Genomic DNA, 17,124 nt, shown 5'->3' on the forward strand with positions numbered 1-17,124 from the left:
ACTTTTGTATTAATCAAGCAGAATCGGTCTAAAAGTATTAATCCAAATTATGGATTACCATATTTTGCGTAATTATTAATGGTCAATTCATGTGAAATTGACGATTGCCCTACGGGCAACCGTCGCTTAAACCCAACCAAAAGTACAAGCCTTAAATTAGTCTTATAAAGCTTGCAAAATTTCTTCATCTAGAGAAAAATCAACCTCGGCTCGCTCGCTTTTAGATATTAAATAATCATTTTCAAAAGAATCAGTCAGCCCAGAAATCAAATCATATTCAGGATGCCAGTTTAATTCTGTTTGCGCTTTATTTACCGAAGCAAAGAAATGCTGCACCCGCATCGGAAAAGCTTTGCGTTTGCCGAAATCAAACTTTTTCGGGTCGTAATGGACGATTTTGACAGCATCGGGTGATTTGCCAGCCGCAACAGCGCTAGCACGGGCTAAACCATCAAAAGTGACAAAGCGATCGCCTGAGATATTATAAATCTGTCCTATGGCTTTTTCATTGCCCAAAACCTGAGTCAAAGCTTTTGCCAAGTCTTTTACATGACCTAGCTGGGTGATATGCAAGCCATTTCCGGGGATGGGAATGGGGCGATCGCGCACAATTCTGTCAAAAAACCAGCCTTCTAACTCATTATAATTACGAGGGCCGTAAATATAAGTAGGACGAATAGAAGTGAATGGTAATCCCAATTGAGTCAGGTAAGCTTCTGTTTCATGTTTACCCTGATGGCGACTTTTGGGATCTACTGCATCGCCTTCTACATGGGGCAATTGATCGGATTTGAGATACACTCCCGCAGAACTCATATACACAAAATGTTGCACTCGGTCTTGAAAAATTTCTGCTAGTGGTTGAGTATCAGTAAGTTCTCGACCGTTATTGTCAAAAATGACATCGAAGTTTTCTTGTGATAATTTTGCTTTTAATTGAGTAGCATCTGTGCGATCGCCTATAATTTGTCCTACTCCCTGTAAAGGAGGTGCTGGCCGATTTCCACGATTGAACAGCACTACCTCGTGTCCTTTTTCCACTAGTAGTTGAGTCAAATAGACACCAATGAACCGAGTACCACCCATAATCAGAATTCGCATAAATTCACCCTTTCTATATCAGTTGTCATTAAGAGAGTAGGTATTGTGGACTGGGGACTAAGAAGACAAGGAGAATAACCCATCCCCAATACCCAATACCCCATTCCCAATCTGAGGTTATCAGGTTGTAGATCCATCTGGAACCTCTGAGGGAAAGATTCCGTCCCATTTGCTAATCTGAAGCACTTCCCGTTAATTAATTACAATAGGAAACTTTTCAGTCGGAGTCTAAAAAAACTATCTTCAATTTTGAATGCGTGAATTTTGAATTGTTTAGCTGTGCCCTTGAAATATGCCCTAGTTCATGAGTGGCTGACACCCAAAGCCACAGGTGGTTCAGAACTCGTTGTCCGAGAAATTTTGAATCACATTGATGCTGATTTGTATGCTCTCATAGATTTTGAATCCAGCAACAGAGAAAGTTATTTATATAAGCGTCAAATTGGCAAGACGTTTCTCCAGAACTTTCCCTATGCCCGCAACGGTATACAAAAATACTTGCCTTTGTGGCCCTTGGCAATTGAACAACTGGATTTGCGGCATTATGATGTCATTCTGTCTTCATCCCATGCTGTTGCCAAAGGAATCCTTACCACTCCCGAACAGATGCATATTTGCTACTGTCACAGCCCTATGCGCTATGCCTGGGACTTGACCTTTGATTATCTGCGCCACAGTAAACTGGGTAGTGGCTTACCTGGATGGGTGACGCGATATTTATTACATCGTTTGCGCCAGTGGGATGTATTGAGTGCCAATCGCGTTGATTATTTCATTGCTAACTCGCAACATACAGCTCGGCGGATTTGGCGTTGCTATCGGCGAGAAGCAACAGTCATTTATCCACCAGTGAATATTGCTCAATTTCCGTTTCTATCTGAGAAAGAGGACTTTTACCTGACAGTTTCCCGGTTAGTGAGTTACAAGCAAATATCGTTGATTGTCAAGGCTTTTAATCAACTAAAACGACCATTAGTAGTCATTGGTACAGGAGATGAAATGAATAAGATTCGCAAGATGGCAAACTCAAATATCCAAATACTCGGTTGGCAACCCGATAATGTGGTAAAAAAATATATGTCTAGGGCTAAAGCATTTGTGTATGCAGCTTGTGAAGATTTTGGTATTGCCCTAGTGGAAGCACAAGCCTGCGGCACGCCAGTAATTGCTTATGGTGCAGGGGGTGCTCTAGAAACAGTGCGAGATATTCGCTCTGGTGCGGATACAGGGACAGGTATATTTTTCAAGACGCAAACAGAGGCGGCTTTGGTGGAGGCAGTAGAAAAATTTGAAATGTATGAGGGTTCGTTCAGTTCCGAGTATATGCGATCGCACGCTGCGCAGTTTTCACCGCAAATCTTTGCAGATCGTTATCTAGATTTTGTAAACAAGTGCAACGAAAAAAGACCATTTTTGCAATGATGGTCTTGATTAACATCTTATTTTTTTAGGCTTTTGGCAATTTCCCCCAGAAGCATCTCATTTTGGCTTTAATATTGGGACTATGTGTGGTGTGGATTATTAAGGAGTATGATGACTGCCCAGAGCTCACTCCTCTCCGGCAAGCGAGGCGTAAGGCAAGACACTAGAGCGTCTGTGCGTTTCTTAAAACGCGGTCAAAAAACGAAGACGCCAAAAGTTAAGCCCAAAGGTTTATCTTTTCAGGGTTTAAACGGAGAGTTTGCCAAGCGACTCTTCGATATAGTGTTTTCGCTGTCGGTATTGATTTTGTTCTTCCCCGTCTACTTAATTTTGGCCTTGCTGATTGCCTTGAGCTCAGAAGGGCCAATATTTTATATCCAGGAACGGGTAGGGAAAAATTACAAAGCGTTTAATTGTATTAAATTCCGAACAATGGTAAGCAATGCGGACGAAATCCTCATGCAAATGATGGAAACATCGCCCGAGTTGCGACAAGAATTTGAGAGCAGTTTTAAGCTAAAACAAGACCCCCGGATTACCAAAATTGGTCGATTTTTACGAATTACTAGCTTAGACGAATTTCCCCAGTTCTGGAATGTTTTAAAAGGGGATATGAGTGTAGTCGGCCCCCGACCCTTGGTAGCAGAAGAATTGCCAAAATACGGTTATCATATTGATGAGATTTTAACAATCCGTCCAGGAATTACTGGTTTGTGGCAGGTATCTGGACGTAATGACATTCCTTATCCTCGGAGAGTCCAAATAGACCTGCATTATGTCAAATTTAGGAATTTCTGGCTTGATTTATGGATCATCTTGAAAACTGTTGATGTAGTAATTCTAACTAAAAATAATGGTGCTTACTGAGTAAATACTTAGGGTGAATTCTGTGGGGCAGTTAATGCCCCTAAGTACTAATTCTCCCCTCACGCTCAAGGATTGCTCATTTTTATCTCTATCATTTGTGCTTTTCTACTTAATTCAGACTTCTGTGAGTGTAGATATTTGGCACTTTTGCCAGAAGTCTAATTTCAAATGGCTATTTTATTAAGTCTTCACATAACTAGAGATATATGAAGTTTTGAAAAAAAAATATACATAAAAATAATCTCGTATCTGGTAAAAGAAAATATACATAGTTAAATAATTTTGAGTTATCTAAATGTTGGACTTACGTGCTAGATTGCTTTTTCTTCAGTATATTTATTTACGGAAAAAGTCTCATAACAACAAGAACTCGTAGGTTTCCCATTAGGCAATTCAGCAATTAGTTGCTAGGTTGTATAAGATTGGCTGTAACTTTTTAATCAAAGACAATAAGGGATAATTGAGCATGACGCAACAGAAGCGAGCGTTGATTACTGGTATTACTGGACAAGATGGTTCATATCTAAGTGAGTTTTTGTTGGAACAAGGTTATGAGGTTCATGGGGTAATTCGCCGGACTTCTACCTTCAACACAGACCGCATCGATCACATTTACGAAGACCCCCACAAAGAGGGAGTACGCTTGTTTCTTCACTACGGTGACTTGACAGACGGTACAACGTTACGGCGTATTTTAGAAGAAGTAAAGCCAGTAGAAATTTACAACCTCGGCGCTCAATCCCACGTCAGAGTCAGCTTTGATTCACCAGAATACACAGTAGATGCAGTAGGAATGGGGACATTGCGTCTGTTGGAAGCAATTCGAGACTACCAGCATCGTACCGGAATTCAGGTGCGATTTTACCAGGCAGGTTCTTCAGAAATGTACGGTTTAGTACAAGCAGTACCTCAAACTGAGACAACGCCCTTTTATCCCCGCAGTCCCTATGCCTGTGCGAAAGTTTACGCTCACTGGCAAACTGTAAATTATCGTGAATCTTATAATTTGTTTGCTTGTAATGGCATACTTTTTAACCACGAGTCACCACGGCGGGGTGAAACCTTTGTAACCCGCAAAATTACTAGAGCGGTGGCTGGTATCGTTGCTGGGAAGCAGAAAAAGATTTATATGGGTAATCTAGATGCCAAGCGAGATTGGGGCTATGCCAAGGATTACGTTAAAGCAATGTGGTTGATGTTGCAGAAAGACCAGCCAGACGATTACGTAATTGCTACTGGTGAAACCCACTCGGTACGAGAGTTTTTGGAACTGGCATTTAGTTATGTGAATCTTAATTGGCAAGATTATGTAGAGTTTGATGAGCGTTACCTGCGTCCATCTGAGGTAGAGTTGTTGATTGGCGATTCTACCAAAGCACGGCAGAACTTGGGCTGGACACCATCAGTAACCTTTGAAGAACTAGTTTCCCTAATGGTAGAAGCAGACTTACAAGCATTGGGTCATACTTCACCCAATGGAAAAGGTTCACAATTTCCAGATGACATTGCGACTATTCGTCAAACACTGGGCGCTTTGCACTTTTGATTTGGCATCACAGAGGATAAAATATGACCGCCTTAGAACTAAAAAATAAACGGATTCTAGTCACTGGTGGATCGGGGTTTCTAGGCCGTCAGGTGATAGATCAACTGTGTAAAGCAGGAGCCGATCGCGAGAAAATTACAATACCGCGATCGCGCGATTCCGATTTGCGTGTCTGGGAAAATAGCCAACGTGCAGTTGACCAGCAAGACATAATCATCCATCTAGCAGCTCATGTGGGTGGTATCGGTTTGAACCGTGAAAAACCCGCAGAGCTATTCTACGATAACTTGATCATGGGAACCCAGCTAATTCACGCTGCCTACCAAGCGGGAGTAGAAAAATTTGTTTGTGTTGGCACAATCTGCGCCTATCCTAAATTCACTCCAGTGCCATTCAAAGAAGACGATCTGTGGAATGGCTACCCAGAGGAAACCAACGCCCCTTACGGAATTGCAAAAAAAGCCCTTTTAGTTCAATTGCAATCTTATCGTCAGCAGTACGGTTTTAATGGAATTTACCTACTGCCAGTAAATTTATATGGGCCAGAAGATAACTTTGACCCCGGAAGTTCTCACGTCATTCCAGCATTAGTTCGCAAAGTTCACGAAGCCCAAATTAATGCAGAAAAGGAACTTCAAGTTTGGGGTGATGGCAGTCCTACCCGTGAGTTTCTCTATTCAGAAGATGCAGCACGGGGGATTGTGATGGGGACTCAATTCTATAACGAATCGGAACCAGTTAACTTGGGAACCGGTTATGAAATCTCCATTCTTGATTTAGTAACTCTAATCTGCGAATTAATGGAGTTTAAGGGGGAAATTGTGTGGCAAACTGATAAGCCTAATGGTCAACCCCGCCGCTGTTTAGATACTGAACGAGCAAAACAAGCCTTTAATTTCACGGCTCAGGTGAGCTTTGAAGAAGGGCTAAAGAATACCATTGAGTGGTATCGTCAACACGCTGCATAACTATGTTCTGGTGAATGTAAAGCGATCCAAGCTGGGTAATGCCCAGCTTATTTTTTTGACTATTTTTATGGATAAAGTTAATTATCAACTAAATAAAGTAGAACTGCGCCGCACTCTACTCAAAACCCGTCAATCAATGTCCGTTAGAGAATGGAGAGAAAAAAGCGATCGCTTATGCTCTTATTTACAAAACTCTACTTTATTCACCCAAGCAAAAACAATACTCGCTTATTTCAGCTTTCGTCAAGAACCCGATCTCAGTCCACTATTTGCCAACACCAGATATCGTTGGGGATTTCCTCGCTGCGTTAATAAATCCCTATGTTGGCATATTTGGACACCTGAAGATTCTCTCCAAACAGGCGCTTATGGCATTCCTGAACCGCACGCCGATGCTCTAATATTAGATCCGGCTGAAGTGGATTTGATTCTCGTCCCCAGTGTAGCTTGCGACTATCAAGGATATCGTTTAGGTTATGGCGGCGGATATTACGATCGCTTACTCAGTTTACCGCAATGGCAGACAAAGCCGACTATCGGAATTGTCTTTGATTTTGCCTATTTGTCTCATATACCTATTGAACCTTGGGATAAACCACTACAAGTTATTTGTACGGAAACCGGATTGACTCATAAAGGTTCCAGGATTCAGGATAATGAGGACACATTATCAAATGTTTTATGACTAATCCAACGTCATCTACCACTGAGCAAGAAGCAATAATTGACGAAATTATAGCAACTAGTCTCCAAGCTCAACAAAAAAACGGCCCAGACCTCCGCCAAATTCATAGCAAAAGTCATGGACTCGTTTGGGGAGAGTTTATTATTGAACCCAATCTTCCTGAAAACCTAAGAGTAGGTTTGTTCAAAACGCCTCAAACCTATCCTGCATGGATTCGTTTCTCTAGTGGTGGTTCGCCTGAAAAACGTGGTAAATTCCACTCCGATAGCCAGCCTGATGTTCGCGGTATCGCCATCAAGGTGATGAATGTGGAGGGGCAAAAAGTCTTGGATGATGAAGAAAAAACTCAAGATTTTATACTTAACAATTATCCTATTTTCTTGACTAAAGATGTTCGTGATTACGCCGATCTTTCCCAAGCAGGTAGTGGAAAACTTTCCCCAGAACGGCTGGAAGAACTTGGTTACGCCTTTGCTATCTTGCAAAAAATTGGTAGCAAAAAGTTAGGAAATCCACTTTTGATTCAATATTGGAGTATGGCTCCGTTTAAATTTGGTGAGCGGATTGTAAAACTATCTGTCAAATCTCAACAGCCTGAAAAAACACCAGAAACACTTCCAGAATCAGAAAATTACCTTCGAGAAACGCTGGTCAAATATTTGACTGAAGAAGGTCGAGAAGCGTCTTTTGACTTTTTAATTCAGTTTTATGTAGATGACGACAAAACACCGATTGAAGACCACGTTCAAGAATGGCAAGAAGCAGATTCACCATTTATTAAAGTTGCAACTGTCCGTATTCCCAGTCAGAAATTTGACTTTGAAGAACGCAAACGTTTAGATGAGGGTATATTGTTTTCCCCTTGGCATACGCTGCTAGAGCATGAGCCTGTTGGCAGTGTAAATCTCTCTCGCAAGAGGCTTTACAGCGAACTTGCAAAGTATCGGCGAGAACAAATTGCCCAACGTTCGCGGGAACCACAACCTTATGTAGCGATTGAAGATTAACTACTCTCAATTCACTTAAAAAAAAGCTGTGAAAAGGTTGTACAGAAACTTGAATCATGACAATATTATCTGATTAGCGAAAATTGAAATGCCTCAATTACCTACTTTTAAAATAAGTCAGTGATATTGTCTTTGAGGCAATACGCTTGGGTTAGTGCCAAAATCCCTAAGTTAAAGCTAATTTACAATTAGACTTAACCCAAGCATATTGGTTTTTAACGAATCTTTTTAGCAATGCTATAGATATAGCAGAATTTGTTTGACTTTTGAAAAAATTCCGTACATCTGGAAAAGGCTTATTCCCTACTCGCTACCTACGCAAATAACTTCAAAAATCAAGGCGTATTATTATATAACTCAAGGTAAATCAATCAGACTTTTTCGTTGATTAATAAATGAAGTACGAAAGCATTGTAGAAAATTAATATCTAATTTATCAACGGTTTTTAACTTTTGTAAATCTTCGCTTTGCTTTGCCATTTCTCGTATGGCAAACATATGGTTACTAAATTCTTCTTTTTGTTCTTCAAGTGATTTTTCATCCCACCAATTAGGATCTTCAATATCTTTCATGGCAGAAAGATATCCATCAATTGTATTCATTACACACTTTGCTACTTTAATAATATTTTTTGGTGTTGGATCAAGACAAGCTTCCAAAGTAAAGCAAATTGCAGAAGCAGCTTCCTGTGCTTCAACATCATACTGCGATCCTGAAACATAATCTGCATTGGGAACTGCTTCGTCACATACTTTCAATAGTTGACAAATTTGTTTGGCATTTACTGGTTTTCCTTCAAGAAATGACCATACCTCATTGAGTACATTTCTAAGGATAGAAGGATCGCCCCAACCATCTTCTTGCTTCACAAGACTATAGTTAGGTAAAAGTCTTTCGCAACAGCTAGCAGCAAAGACAAGTCTGTGAACAGGTGATAATTCTGTTAACTCCGCTTCCAAAACATTAAATTCGTAAAGTTTAAGATTCATCTTATTTATAGTGCTATGCCTATCAAGGCAGTAGTGCATAAGGGTTAATATTTACTTTATTATTAATTGTGATTGACACTCTTACATTCTGAAAGTCATAGATCCCCGAATTCTCAAAAAACTTGGCGATCTTGTTTATAACGAACAATATAGAATTGCTTTAACCAAATTGTATAATTAAAATTGAAAATTCGTAATAAAATGCTGAACTGGAAAAAATCACGATCGCAGATTCTACTAATGTATGCACTGTTGGGAGCGATCGCACTGTTGATGCTCTTTCCTTTACTATGGCTAATTAGTACAGCCTTAAAATCGCCAACGGAAAATATTTTTCAGTCGCCACCACAGTTGCTACCCAGTCAACCGACACTGAATAACTTTTCTAGTGTGTGGAACTCTCTACCTTTTGGACAATACCTGTATAACAGTACCTTAGTATCAGTACTGACTGTGGGCTTAAATCTGCTATTTTGCGCTTTAGCTGCCTATCCGTTGGCAAGATTGTCCTTTGTCGGACGAGACTGGATTTTTGTAGCGATCGTCTCTACGATTATGATTCCCTTCCAAATTGTGATGATTCCCCTTTATATTTTGACAGTCCAGATGGGTTTGAGAAATACTTATTTAGGGATGATTTTTCCGAGTTTAGCTTCTGCCTTTGGCATTTTTCTGTTGCGCCAAGCTTTCATGAGTGTCCCGAAAGAAATAGAAGAAGCCGCCCGGATGGATGGCAGCTCAGAGTTAGGATTATGGTGGCATATTATGTTACCAGCAGTTCGCCCAGCACTGGTAACTTTAGCTATTTTCGTATTCATTGGTGCTTGGAGTGACTTTTTGTGGCCTTTAATTGTCATCCAAGACGAAAATTTATACACTCTTCCTTTGGGAGTCGCAAAACTAGCAGGTACATTTTCTCTTGACTGGCGCTTGGTAGCTGCTGGCTCAGTAATTGCGATCGCCCCAGTATTATTACTATTCCTGTTTTTACAACGTTATATTGTACCTACAGAAACAGGTAGCGGCGTTAAGGGATAAAAATATTTTTCCCATGCCCAATCCCCCAATTTAATAAGCCCCAGTCTTTTTCAAGACTACCCAGATAGTTTTAATAATCAGACTCAGATCGTAAGTTACAGACCACTTGCGTTGATAATCCATATCCATTTTCACAATGGTTTCAAAGTCTGTAATGCTGGAACGCCCATTAGCTTGCCATTCTCCGGTAATGCCTGGTTTGACTCGCAATCTATCCCAGTGGTGTGGATCGTAATTGTTGACTTCATCAGGAGTAGGTGGACGAGTACCAACTAAACTCATGTCCCCGATCAGAACATTCCAAAATTGAGGGAATTCATCCAAGCTAGTACGCCGCAAAAATTTCCCAACAGGAGTAATGCGAGGATCGTCAACAGATTTAAAGATGTGACCTTTGGCTTGGTTCTCAACCAAATGCTTGAGTTTATCAGCATCGACTATCATGGAGCGGAATTTCCAGATGCGAAAAGTTTTTCCGTTTAAACCACAGCGAATTTGAGAATAAAATATTGGACTTGGCTCATGAATAAAGGTAGCAATTGCTACAGGAATTGCTATTATAAATGTAACAATCAGCCCCACAATGGCTCCAACAATGTCAATTAATCGTTTTCTCACGCTTAACGTTGACGGGTGTGAAGGCTGTTGCAAACAATTAACTGAATAAAGATAAAGATTATTCACAAGAACTAACTTAGTTTTATAACAAGAATTTTTACATTAGTAGGGTAGACATAGACGTGATTCTTAGGCGATTTTTACTGCTGTTGTCTACTACCGAGTGTTAATATACATAAATTTTAACCAATATAAAAATCAAAAACTCAAAATTTACAGAATCTTTCAATTCAAGTGATAGATTGTAAAATTACGGTATTTTATGCATCTAATAAAAACTAATAAAAAGATAATACTATCGTATATATCCCACATATCCCAAAAATTACTGTGCTGAAGTACTAGTAGTAATTCGCAAAATTCCAAATGCTGATGTTATGAGCATTTGGAATTTTGAGTAGTATTCTTATTTCTAGCGCGATCTACTAGTACAACACGACGGAAATAAACCAATCACTTCAAATCAACGAAACCCTGATGCTGTATTCATTTTTAATTTTTAATTCCGCCTTGCGGTAGTAGTCTCAACAATCGACCTCTAAGGCAAAATTCACCGTATATGGTTCCTCCAGTGATTGCTGATTACTAGCCTTAATTGCATCTAGATAGCGACGTAAAGACAACAGTTGTTGAGAATTGGGACGATAAGTGAGACTTCCTTGTTTTTCAAATAGTGGTGCTGTGGCGATCGCCTGATAGTCAGGATTTTCTTGCGAACTCTGGGTCAGCCAGGTTAATTCTGTGACTGAAGGTATCAAACCGGAAGGCAGTTCACCTTCCAAAAAAGCCAGCAGCCGTTGCTGACAAATGCGAGTATTAATCCCACGACCCTCAAATAACTGAATAACTTCACCGAAAGATAAGGGACGGTCTGGTAGCAGTCGCAACAACTCTGTAAACAAGAAATAATCAGTGTATTGTTGCCTGGGTATATCTAAAATCTGCGGATGCAGAGGCAGCATCGCCAAACCATAAGCAACCCGGCTGCAATTGGGAGCGCCGTTTTCGCCGAGATATAAATCTTGAATAATCTTAGTGCTGGGAAGTTTTTGGCGTAACCAGCGGTTCACCGTCCCAACACAAGCCACTCCACCAGTCAGGATCGCTTGATTAATCGCTTCTGTGGGGATACCACGAGCTACCAATAACTTGTTAAGTTCTCGGTTCAGGCGGCGCACAAAGGGAATAAATACCTGGCTTTCTAAGTCTCGTCGCTGCAAAACCCACCGCTGATCGGCTAATTCTAGGGTAAAAGAGTCTTGGTGTTGCAAAATCAGCTTTAGGGCTAATGCCGCATCTAATACCGCCTGTCCCAGTAAAGAACTTTCTAGACGCTGTTGGAGACGAATGCGAGCAGTGATATCTGGTTCTCCGACTCTAGGTAGTTCTAATTCTTCCAACCCTAAAGTCTGCCAATGCATTTGGTCTAAACCGGGAATTGACGGCTGCCATTGCCAAGAATTACTCGTGGTAGTTTTGCCATCGCTTGGTGTTTCTCTGCGTGATTGCCGAGATTTCGGTGGCAATAGCAGTTGGCAAATTATATCTTGTTCAATACCCTTGCCAGCATAAGCAAAACTGTGGAGCATGAAATCATTGTATGTCAATTGCTGCAAGGTTTCTGGTAGATTCACCAGCAACATTTCTGTGGCAGTTGTCCCAATGTTAATCACCAGGGTGTTGCCAACAATCGGATGTTCGCTAGTTTTTGCTGGATGAGTACCTTGAGCATCGCTTAGTTTTACTTGCTCGCCATTAGCAGCATCGAGTTCCGAAAGTAGACTAGCGATCGCTTCTTCAACAAAAAAGACTTGCTGCGGATGTTGAATAAGTTTGCTAGTGAGTAAAGCTTCCCGTACGTTAAAGCGGTATTGTTCCGACCAGCTAGATGGACAGGTACAAATTACACCAGCAATATTATTGATAATCTGGGGAAAATCTTGTTCGCCGATTCCAACAGCGGCAGCCACTAAACTAGGGGTGGTACTTGTTTTTTCGGATTTGAGGGTTAATAGTAACTTAGAGAGCGATCGCACAACCCAAATCAAAGGCCCTGCCGAAAATTCATTTAATTGCAAAACAGGTTCCCATTTCTGTCGTTCGCTCTTGTAGGGAATGGCTACTTGTAGATAGGGTTTCAACTGCGCCGAGTAGAGATTGTTTTGCGTCGGATCTGCTGTCGATTTTGGTGTTGCAGAAGTAGTAGCCGAGCGATCGGGTGCTTTATCTTGAGCAACAGCCGCAGGTGCTGTCTGCTCATGTGCTTCGATAGTTTCGTTTTCACCGTGGGGTACAGAAGCTGTAGGCAGATAAACCTCTGTTGGTAAACGAAATGATTGCTGAAAGGAACTTGTTCCTGGCGGATTTTCTGCTGACCAGTAGATAGGATGTACAACAAAAGTCGAGCGATTTAATAATGTAGCGGAAATTCCTGTTGTACCTAAATCAATTCCTAAATACCAGACTGATTCTAAAATATTGGACGAAACTTCTGGATTATTTATGGAGTGAGTAATTGGAGGTAAAGAACTTTCTGGAACAGGAGTTGTGACTTCCTTTTTTTTTTCAGTTTCTACCTGGGGAACTGCCAAACTGGAGAAAGCAGCAGTTGATGTATTCTCTGCTATTTGGGGATTTTCAGGGGAAGTTGTGGGGATTGTGTCTTGAATGTTATCAAGTGGTTCCGAGAAAACATCCAAGTTGGTAGCTGGCTGCAACTCAGAATTTAGCTGCCGATCGAAATTAGCCAAATCCCGATCTAATTGCTGCAACTGTTCTTCATCTAAAGAAATATCTGGTATGGCTGGAGACTGGTTTGACTCAATAAAAAGTAAGTTTTCTTGGGGTGAAGCAGCAATATAGTTATCTGAAGACAGTTGGGAGCGATCGCTGTTAATTAATACTTCCGATGTAACGATACTTTCGCTAGGCTCTACCAACTCAATTTCTGGTGCTTCTGGAGTCACTGGTGCTGTGATTGTGGCATCATCCACAAAAGATGAGACTTCCAGAAGTTGCAGTTCGCTATCTGGATCGGGCAATAAGTCAGTTGCTGTAGTTGTGGCATTATCTACAGAAGATGAGACTTCCTGCAATTGCAGTTCACTATCGGCATCAGGTAATAACTCAGTTAGAGTATTAATTGTATCAACGCTAGCTGGCTGAGTGCCGATTTGTGACAAACTGTCTATTTGTGGAGTAGAGAAGCTAAGAGGTGAATCTAGGTCAGTCTCTTCTTCAAAAAATAGTTCTTCCTGTGGCTCTGATGAATCTGTGGTTTCGCCTAAAGTCTCTTGAGTTGAAAGACCCGTATCTGGAGTTACAGCCGCAGAATCCACGCTTGGAGAGACAGGCGGGGTCTGGGCGATGTTCAACGGTGATGGAGAGGCTGTGGCAGCAGATAAGTCATTTGTGGGAACATTGAGGCTGGGATTATTAACATCACCAGCATCAAACAAACTGGCATAAAGTTGGTCTACTTCATCACCAATTGCCGCAGAAATATCTTCCGGTAATTCGGTCGGGGTTTGAGAATATTCAGATGAGTCTACACCAAGCTGCAACAGCACTGCATCTAAATCCTCCGTTAGGGTAGTTTCCTGTTGCTCAATTGTGAGTGGAGATGAAGTTTCTGGCTGGATAAGCTCCAAGGATTGGGGCGCAACTCCAGCTGCAATCTCGGCTGGTTCAGTCAATGATGATAGTGTCTCAGATTCTCCTGCCAAGAAAGATGACTGCGAACTAGGGAATTCTGGTTGCAAATGCTGGGTCAAATTGTTGACAAAGCTGGCCATCAGCTGTTCGCCTTGCATTCCCTTGCTATGCATTCTTGCCAGTGCTTGCGACAGGGATTCGTAATAAGTATTAATGTTGCGCTGTAGTGCTTCAAAGACTACATTCACCGTCCCATCTAGTGATAATAGGCGTCGATCTAACTCCCTAGCTAGCTGGGTTAAGCGCTCCACATCGTCAGAGGATTCTAATAAAGATTGAGTTGTAGAGTTTGTTGTGTAATTAGTTCCTCCTGAAGAACTGGTGGAATTTTCCCTTGTCTGTCCCATCAGTGGTGTTAAAGTTGGCACAAGGCGACTCATGAGTACCTGTAAAAACTCGGTAATCATTTGTTCCTGGTTGGTCAACTGCTGCGCTAACGAGTAGTTTTGCAATCGCTTTTGTTCTAGTTGCCGAATTTCTTGTATGAGAGTGGCTCGCTCTTGCAAAAGCAATTCTAATTCCGATCGCAACGGCTGAATCAATCTGGAAAATTCATTATTTAATTGTCCGGTGCCAACAGGACTCGGTTCCTGAGTGAGTTCGGGCTGCGGTAGTGGATACTGGTTACGATCGCGATCGATAAATTTTGTTAACAAAGGCGATGGCTTTGCGATCGCCCTTGGCGTTGGCGGTTCTTCAGAAGACTGATTTGGGATGCTGCTCTCTAATGCTTCTTTTTCTTGTAATCTCACCAAGAAGTCACGAATTCGCTCTAAAACTTCTTTAGGCTCTTGTGCCTGACCAGACAGAAATTTAGACAGGCGCTTGCCACCGTTGGCAAGTAAGTTGTCAATGTCTGCGATCAGCTTTTGAATTTCATCTGTACTAAAAGTCACTTTGATTACCTTACTTAGAAATGTATGTCAACGAATATGACAATTAATTTACAATCACTGTATCTCTATGGGGATCTTGCTACGCGCAGCGTCGACCATAGAAGACATTTTGAGTGGCCAAAGCCGCTACTTGGAATTGTGACTAGTCATTATGTTATGGATTACTGGGAGTCGTGGCAATCTTCAATCATCGAAGAAAACAAGGAAAAAAGTTTCTCTTTGTCCCCCCATCTCCTTGTCTTTCCCTCTCCTTGTCTTCTTCAGACAGCCTTTGCTCGAAAAGCTTAATTTTCCAGGTCATTGGTTGCCTATTTTTGAAAATCGCTAAAATACCTGAGCAATAATTTACTCCCTTTAGTATCATTAATGTTGTTTGCCTATATTCATAACTAATCAAGTTTGCAGTGCAGCTAGCCCCTAAGCAATCCAACCGCAGGCTATAAACTACTTTTTGCAAAACTTTTATCCCGTTTAAACTTATAGGTAAAGATTATTTAGAAAAACTTCTTGTCGCTTTCTTGTGTAGCATAGTTTAGTTTTTTCTTTGAAAGGGAGCTGTGCAATGATAGCTTAGGCTACAAATGGCGCTCCTGTTTTTTGTGTGTACATAGCAGCTTGAGTTAAAGATGTCGTAATGGAAGATCGATATAGCTTGCAAGCACAGGCTAATTCCTGGATGATCGCCTCCGCTCCCTTTTTTCAAGGGTTGCCAGAAACTGCTGTGGAATCAGCCCTCACCCATCTCGTTACCCGCACTCACCCAGCCAATCAGGTGATTCTGCTGGAAAATGACTGGGGTGGTTCTGTGTATTTTATTATGGACGGATGGGTAAAAATTCGCACCTACAATCTGGAAGGAAAAGAGGTAACGCTAAATATTATTGGCAAAGGTGAATTGTTTGGTGAAATGGCGGCGCTAGATGAAGCACCTCGATCCACGGATGTGATTACCTTGGCCCCAACGGTAATTGGTAGTATGCCTGCTCAGGATTTTGTCAAATTACTTCAGATAGAACCTTTGGCAGGAGTTCGATTGGCGCAACTCATGGCACGACGTTTGCGGCAAGTAAATCGCCGATTGCGGTTGCGGGAATCTGATAGCCAGTCAAGGGTAGCAGATACGTTGTTATTTTTGGCAGAAGGACAGGGAAAAAAAGGGCAAACTGGAACCGAAATCCCCAATTTACCTCATCGGGAATTGAGTAGTTTGAGCGGACTGGCGCGGGAAACGGTGACACGAGTATTGACAAGGCTAGAAAAAAAAGGCTTGATTAAACGGGATCAAGACACTATTTGTATTCCCGATTTGTCAGCCTTGGAAAGAATGATCGTTTAAAAACTTGTCAGATATGAGTATTTTAGATTCTCTCCCAGATGAACCGGAGGAAGATCCATCTTCTGAATCTTCAACTCCTCAAAATCACTGGTTAGATAAAGAACAGCAGTTAATGCCTCCTCAAATCAAGGCTGATGCGCCCTTGAGGATGGTGGAAACAGCATTTTTAGCCAGTACCGCTAGCTTAATTTGGTTTATAAATTTTTACTTTCCTTTGGGCCCAGTTTTGCGGATATTTTTTCCAGTGCCGATCGCTCTAGTTTATCTGCGTTGGGGCAAACGTGCGGCATGGATGGCAGCACTCACCTCTGGGTTATTGCTGACGGTACTGATGGGGCCAGCCCGCAGTTTGCTGTTTGTCATGCCCTACGGGTTCATGGGCGTGCTTTTGGGCGCTACGTGGTGTCGTCGTCGTCTTCCCTGGATTGTTTCTATCACTTTGGGTACGCTATTAGGTACTTTAGGAGTCTTTTTTCGGCTGTGGTTGCTGTCTGTTTTGTCAGGTGAAGACCTGTGGATTTATGTGATTACCCAGGTGACTGAGTTCATTGAGTGGGTATTTTTTAACTTGAGTTTGTTGACCAGTCCCAGTGTATTTTTGATTCAAGTAGGAGCGATCGCTTTAATAATACTCAACAACTTTATCTACCTTTTTGTGGTACACCTGGCAGCATGGTTGCTTTTTGACCGCCTGGGCAACCCTATTCCCCGCCCACCACACTGGGTACAAGTTCTCATGGATTATGAGGGATAGTGAGGAGTTAGGAGTTAGGAGTTATGAATTAACGCGATGTGCAACTTAATATTCTGACCTCTATCCTAAAAGGATAGAGCTTTGAATTATCCCTCAACCCTTGTAGGGTTTGGGCTGGGGGTTATGTTTGAGTAAAAGTTGCACATGGCGTGAATTAAACTCCTAACTCCTAACTCCTAACT

General features: G+C 41.6%; 13 protein-coding genes. 9 read left to right on the forward strand and 4 right to left on the reverse strand.

What is annotated here, in order from left to right; translation table 11 throughout:
- Window positions 1-162: 162 nt before the first annotated feature.
- Window positions 163-1,101: an NAD-dependent epimerase/dehydratase family protein gene (locus tag ACR5KR_RS25080; protein ID WP_448268416.1), complete on the reverse strand. Its 939-nt coding sequence runs from the start codon at window positions 1,099-1,101 to the stop codon at window positions 163-165.
- Window positions 1,102-1,380: 279 nt separating this feature from the next.
- On the opposite strand from ACR5KR_RS25080, the gene ACR5KR_RS25085 reads away from it, so the two are divergent.
- From ACR5KR_RS25085 to ACR5KR_RS25110, 6 genes are all read left to right on the forward strand, one after another.
- Entirely contained in the window at window positions 1,381-2,523 is a 1,143-nt protein-coding gene (locus ACR5KR_RS25085; RefSeq protein ID WP_445629983.1) for a glycosyltransferase, read from the forward strand.
- Between the two features lie 111 nt (window positions 2,524-2,634).
- Window positions 2,635-3,390, forward strand: a complete 756-nt coding sequence (locus ACR5KR_RS25090) for a sugar transferase (protein ID WP_445632027.1) — start codon at window positions 2,635-2,637, stop codon at window positions 3,388-3,390.
- Between the two features lie 466 nt (window positions 3,391-3,856).
- Window positions 3,857-4,936 carry a GDP-mannose 4,6-dehydratase gene (gene gmd, locus ACR5KR_RS25095; protein ID WP_445629982.1) on the forward strand — a complete coding sequence of 360 codons (1,080 nt, stop codon included), beginning with the start codon at window positions 3,857-3,859 and terminating at the stop codon, window positions 4,934-4,936.
- A gap of 23 nt (window positions 4,937-4,959) precedes the next feature.
- Window positions 4,960-5,904 carry a GDP-L-fucose synthase family protein gene (locus ACR5KR_RS25100; protein ID WP_445629981.1) on the forward strand — a complete coding sequence of 315 codons (945 nt, stop codon included), beginning with the start codon at window positions 4,960-4,962 and terminating at the stop codon, window positions 5,902-5,904.
- A gap of 67 nt (window positions 5,905-5,971) precedes the next feature.
- Window positions 5,972-6,589, forward strand: a complete 618-nt coding sequence (locus ACR5KR_RS25105; RefSeq protein WP_448268417.1) for a 5-formyltetrahydrofolate cyclo-ligase — start codon at window positions 5,972-5,974, stop codon at window positions 6,587-6,589.
- Window positions 6,586-7,596 carry a catalase family protein gene (locus tag ACR5KR_RS25110; protein WP_448268418.1) on the forward strand — a complete coding sequence of 337 codons (1,011 nt, stop codon included), beginning with the start codon at window positions 6,586-6,588 and terminating at the stop codon, window positions 7,594-7,596. Before ACR5KR_RS25105 ends, ACR5KR_RS25110 begins: the two co-directional genes overlap by 4 nt.
- Before the next feature lie 357 nt (window positions 7,597-7,953).
- Here ACR5KR_RS25110 and ACR5KR_RS25115 read toward each other — a convergent pair whose 3' ends face one another.
- On the reverse strand, window positions 7,954-8,586 hold the full coding sequence (locus tag ACR5KR_RS25115) for a DUF416 family protein (RefSeq protein ID WP_448268419.1): 633 nt from the start codon (window positions 8,584-8,586) through the stop codon (window positions 7,954-7,956).
- A 201-nt stretch (window positions 8,587-8,787) separates the two neighbouring features.
- On the opposite strand from ACR5KR_RS25115, the gene ACR5KR_RS25120 reads away from it, so the two are divergent.
- Complete coding sequence (locus ACR5KR_RS25120) at window positions 8,788-9,624, forward strand: carbohydrate ABC transporter permease (RefSeq protein WP_334716902.1); 837 nt, start codon at window positions 8,788-8,790, stop codon at window positions 9,622-9,624.
- Between the two features lie 30 nt (window positions 9,625-9,654).
- On the opposite strand, the gene ACR5KR_RS25125 is transcribed toward ACR5KR_RS25120, so the two are convergent.
- Window positions 9,655-10,308 carry a sugar transferase gene (locus ACR5KR_RS25125; protein WP_445629977.1) on the reverse strand — a complete coding sequence of 218 codons (654 nt, stop codon included), beginning with the start codon at window positions 10,306-10,308 and terminating at the stop codon, window positions 9,655-9,657.
- A 458-nt stretch (window positions 10,309-10,766) separates the two neighbouring features.
- The gene (locus ACR5KR_RS25130; protein ID WP_448268420.1) at window positions 10,767-14,852 is read right to left on the reverse strand and encodes a hypothetical protein; all 4,086 of its coding nucleotides are present in this window, start codon (window positions 14,850-14,852) and stop codon (window positions 10,767-10,769) included.
- Window positions 14,853-15,486: 634 nt separating this feature from the next.
- On the opposite strand from ACR5KR_RS25130, the gene ACR5KR_RS25135 reads away from it, so the two are divergent.
- Window positions 15,487-16,188, forward strand: coding sequence for a Crp/Fnr family transcriptional regulator (locus tag ACR5KR_RS25135; RefSeq protein WP_094349203.1), 702 nt, complete (start codon window positions 15,487-15,489; stop codon window positions 16,186-16,188).
- Between the two features lie 13 nt (window positions 16,189-16,201).
- Window positions 16,202-16,942: a DUF2232 domain-containing protein gene (locus tag ACR5KR_RS25140; protein WP_445629975.1), complete on the forward strand. Its 741-nt coding sequence runs from the start codon at window positions 16,202-16,204 to the stop codon at window positions 16,940-16,942.
- Window positions 16,943-17,124 lie beyond the last annotated feature (182 nt).

This window comes from Nostoc sp. DSM 114159, assembly GCF_053470285.1.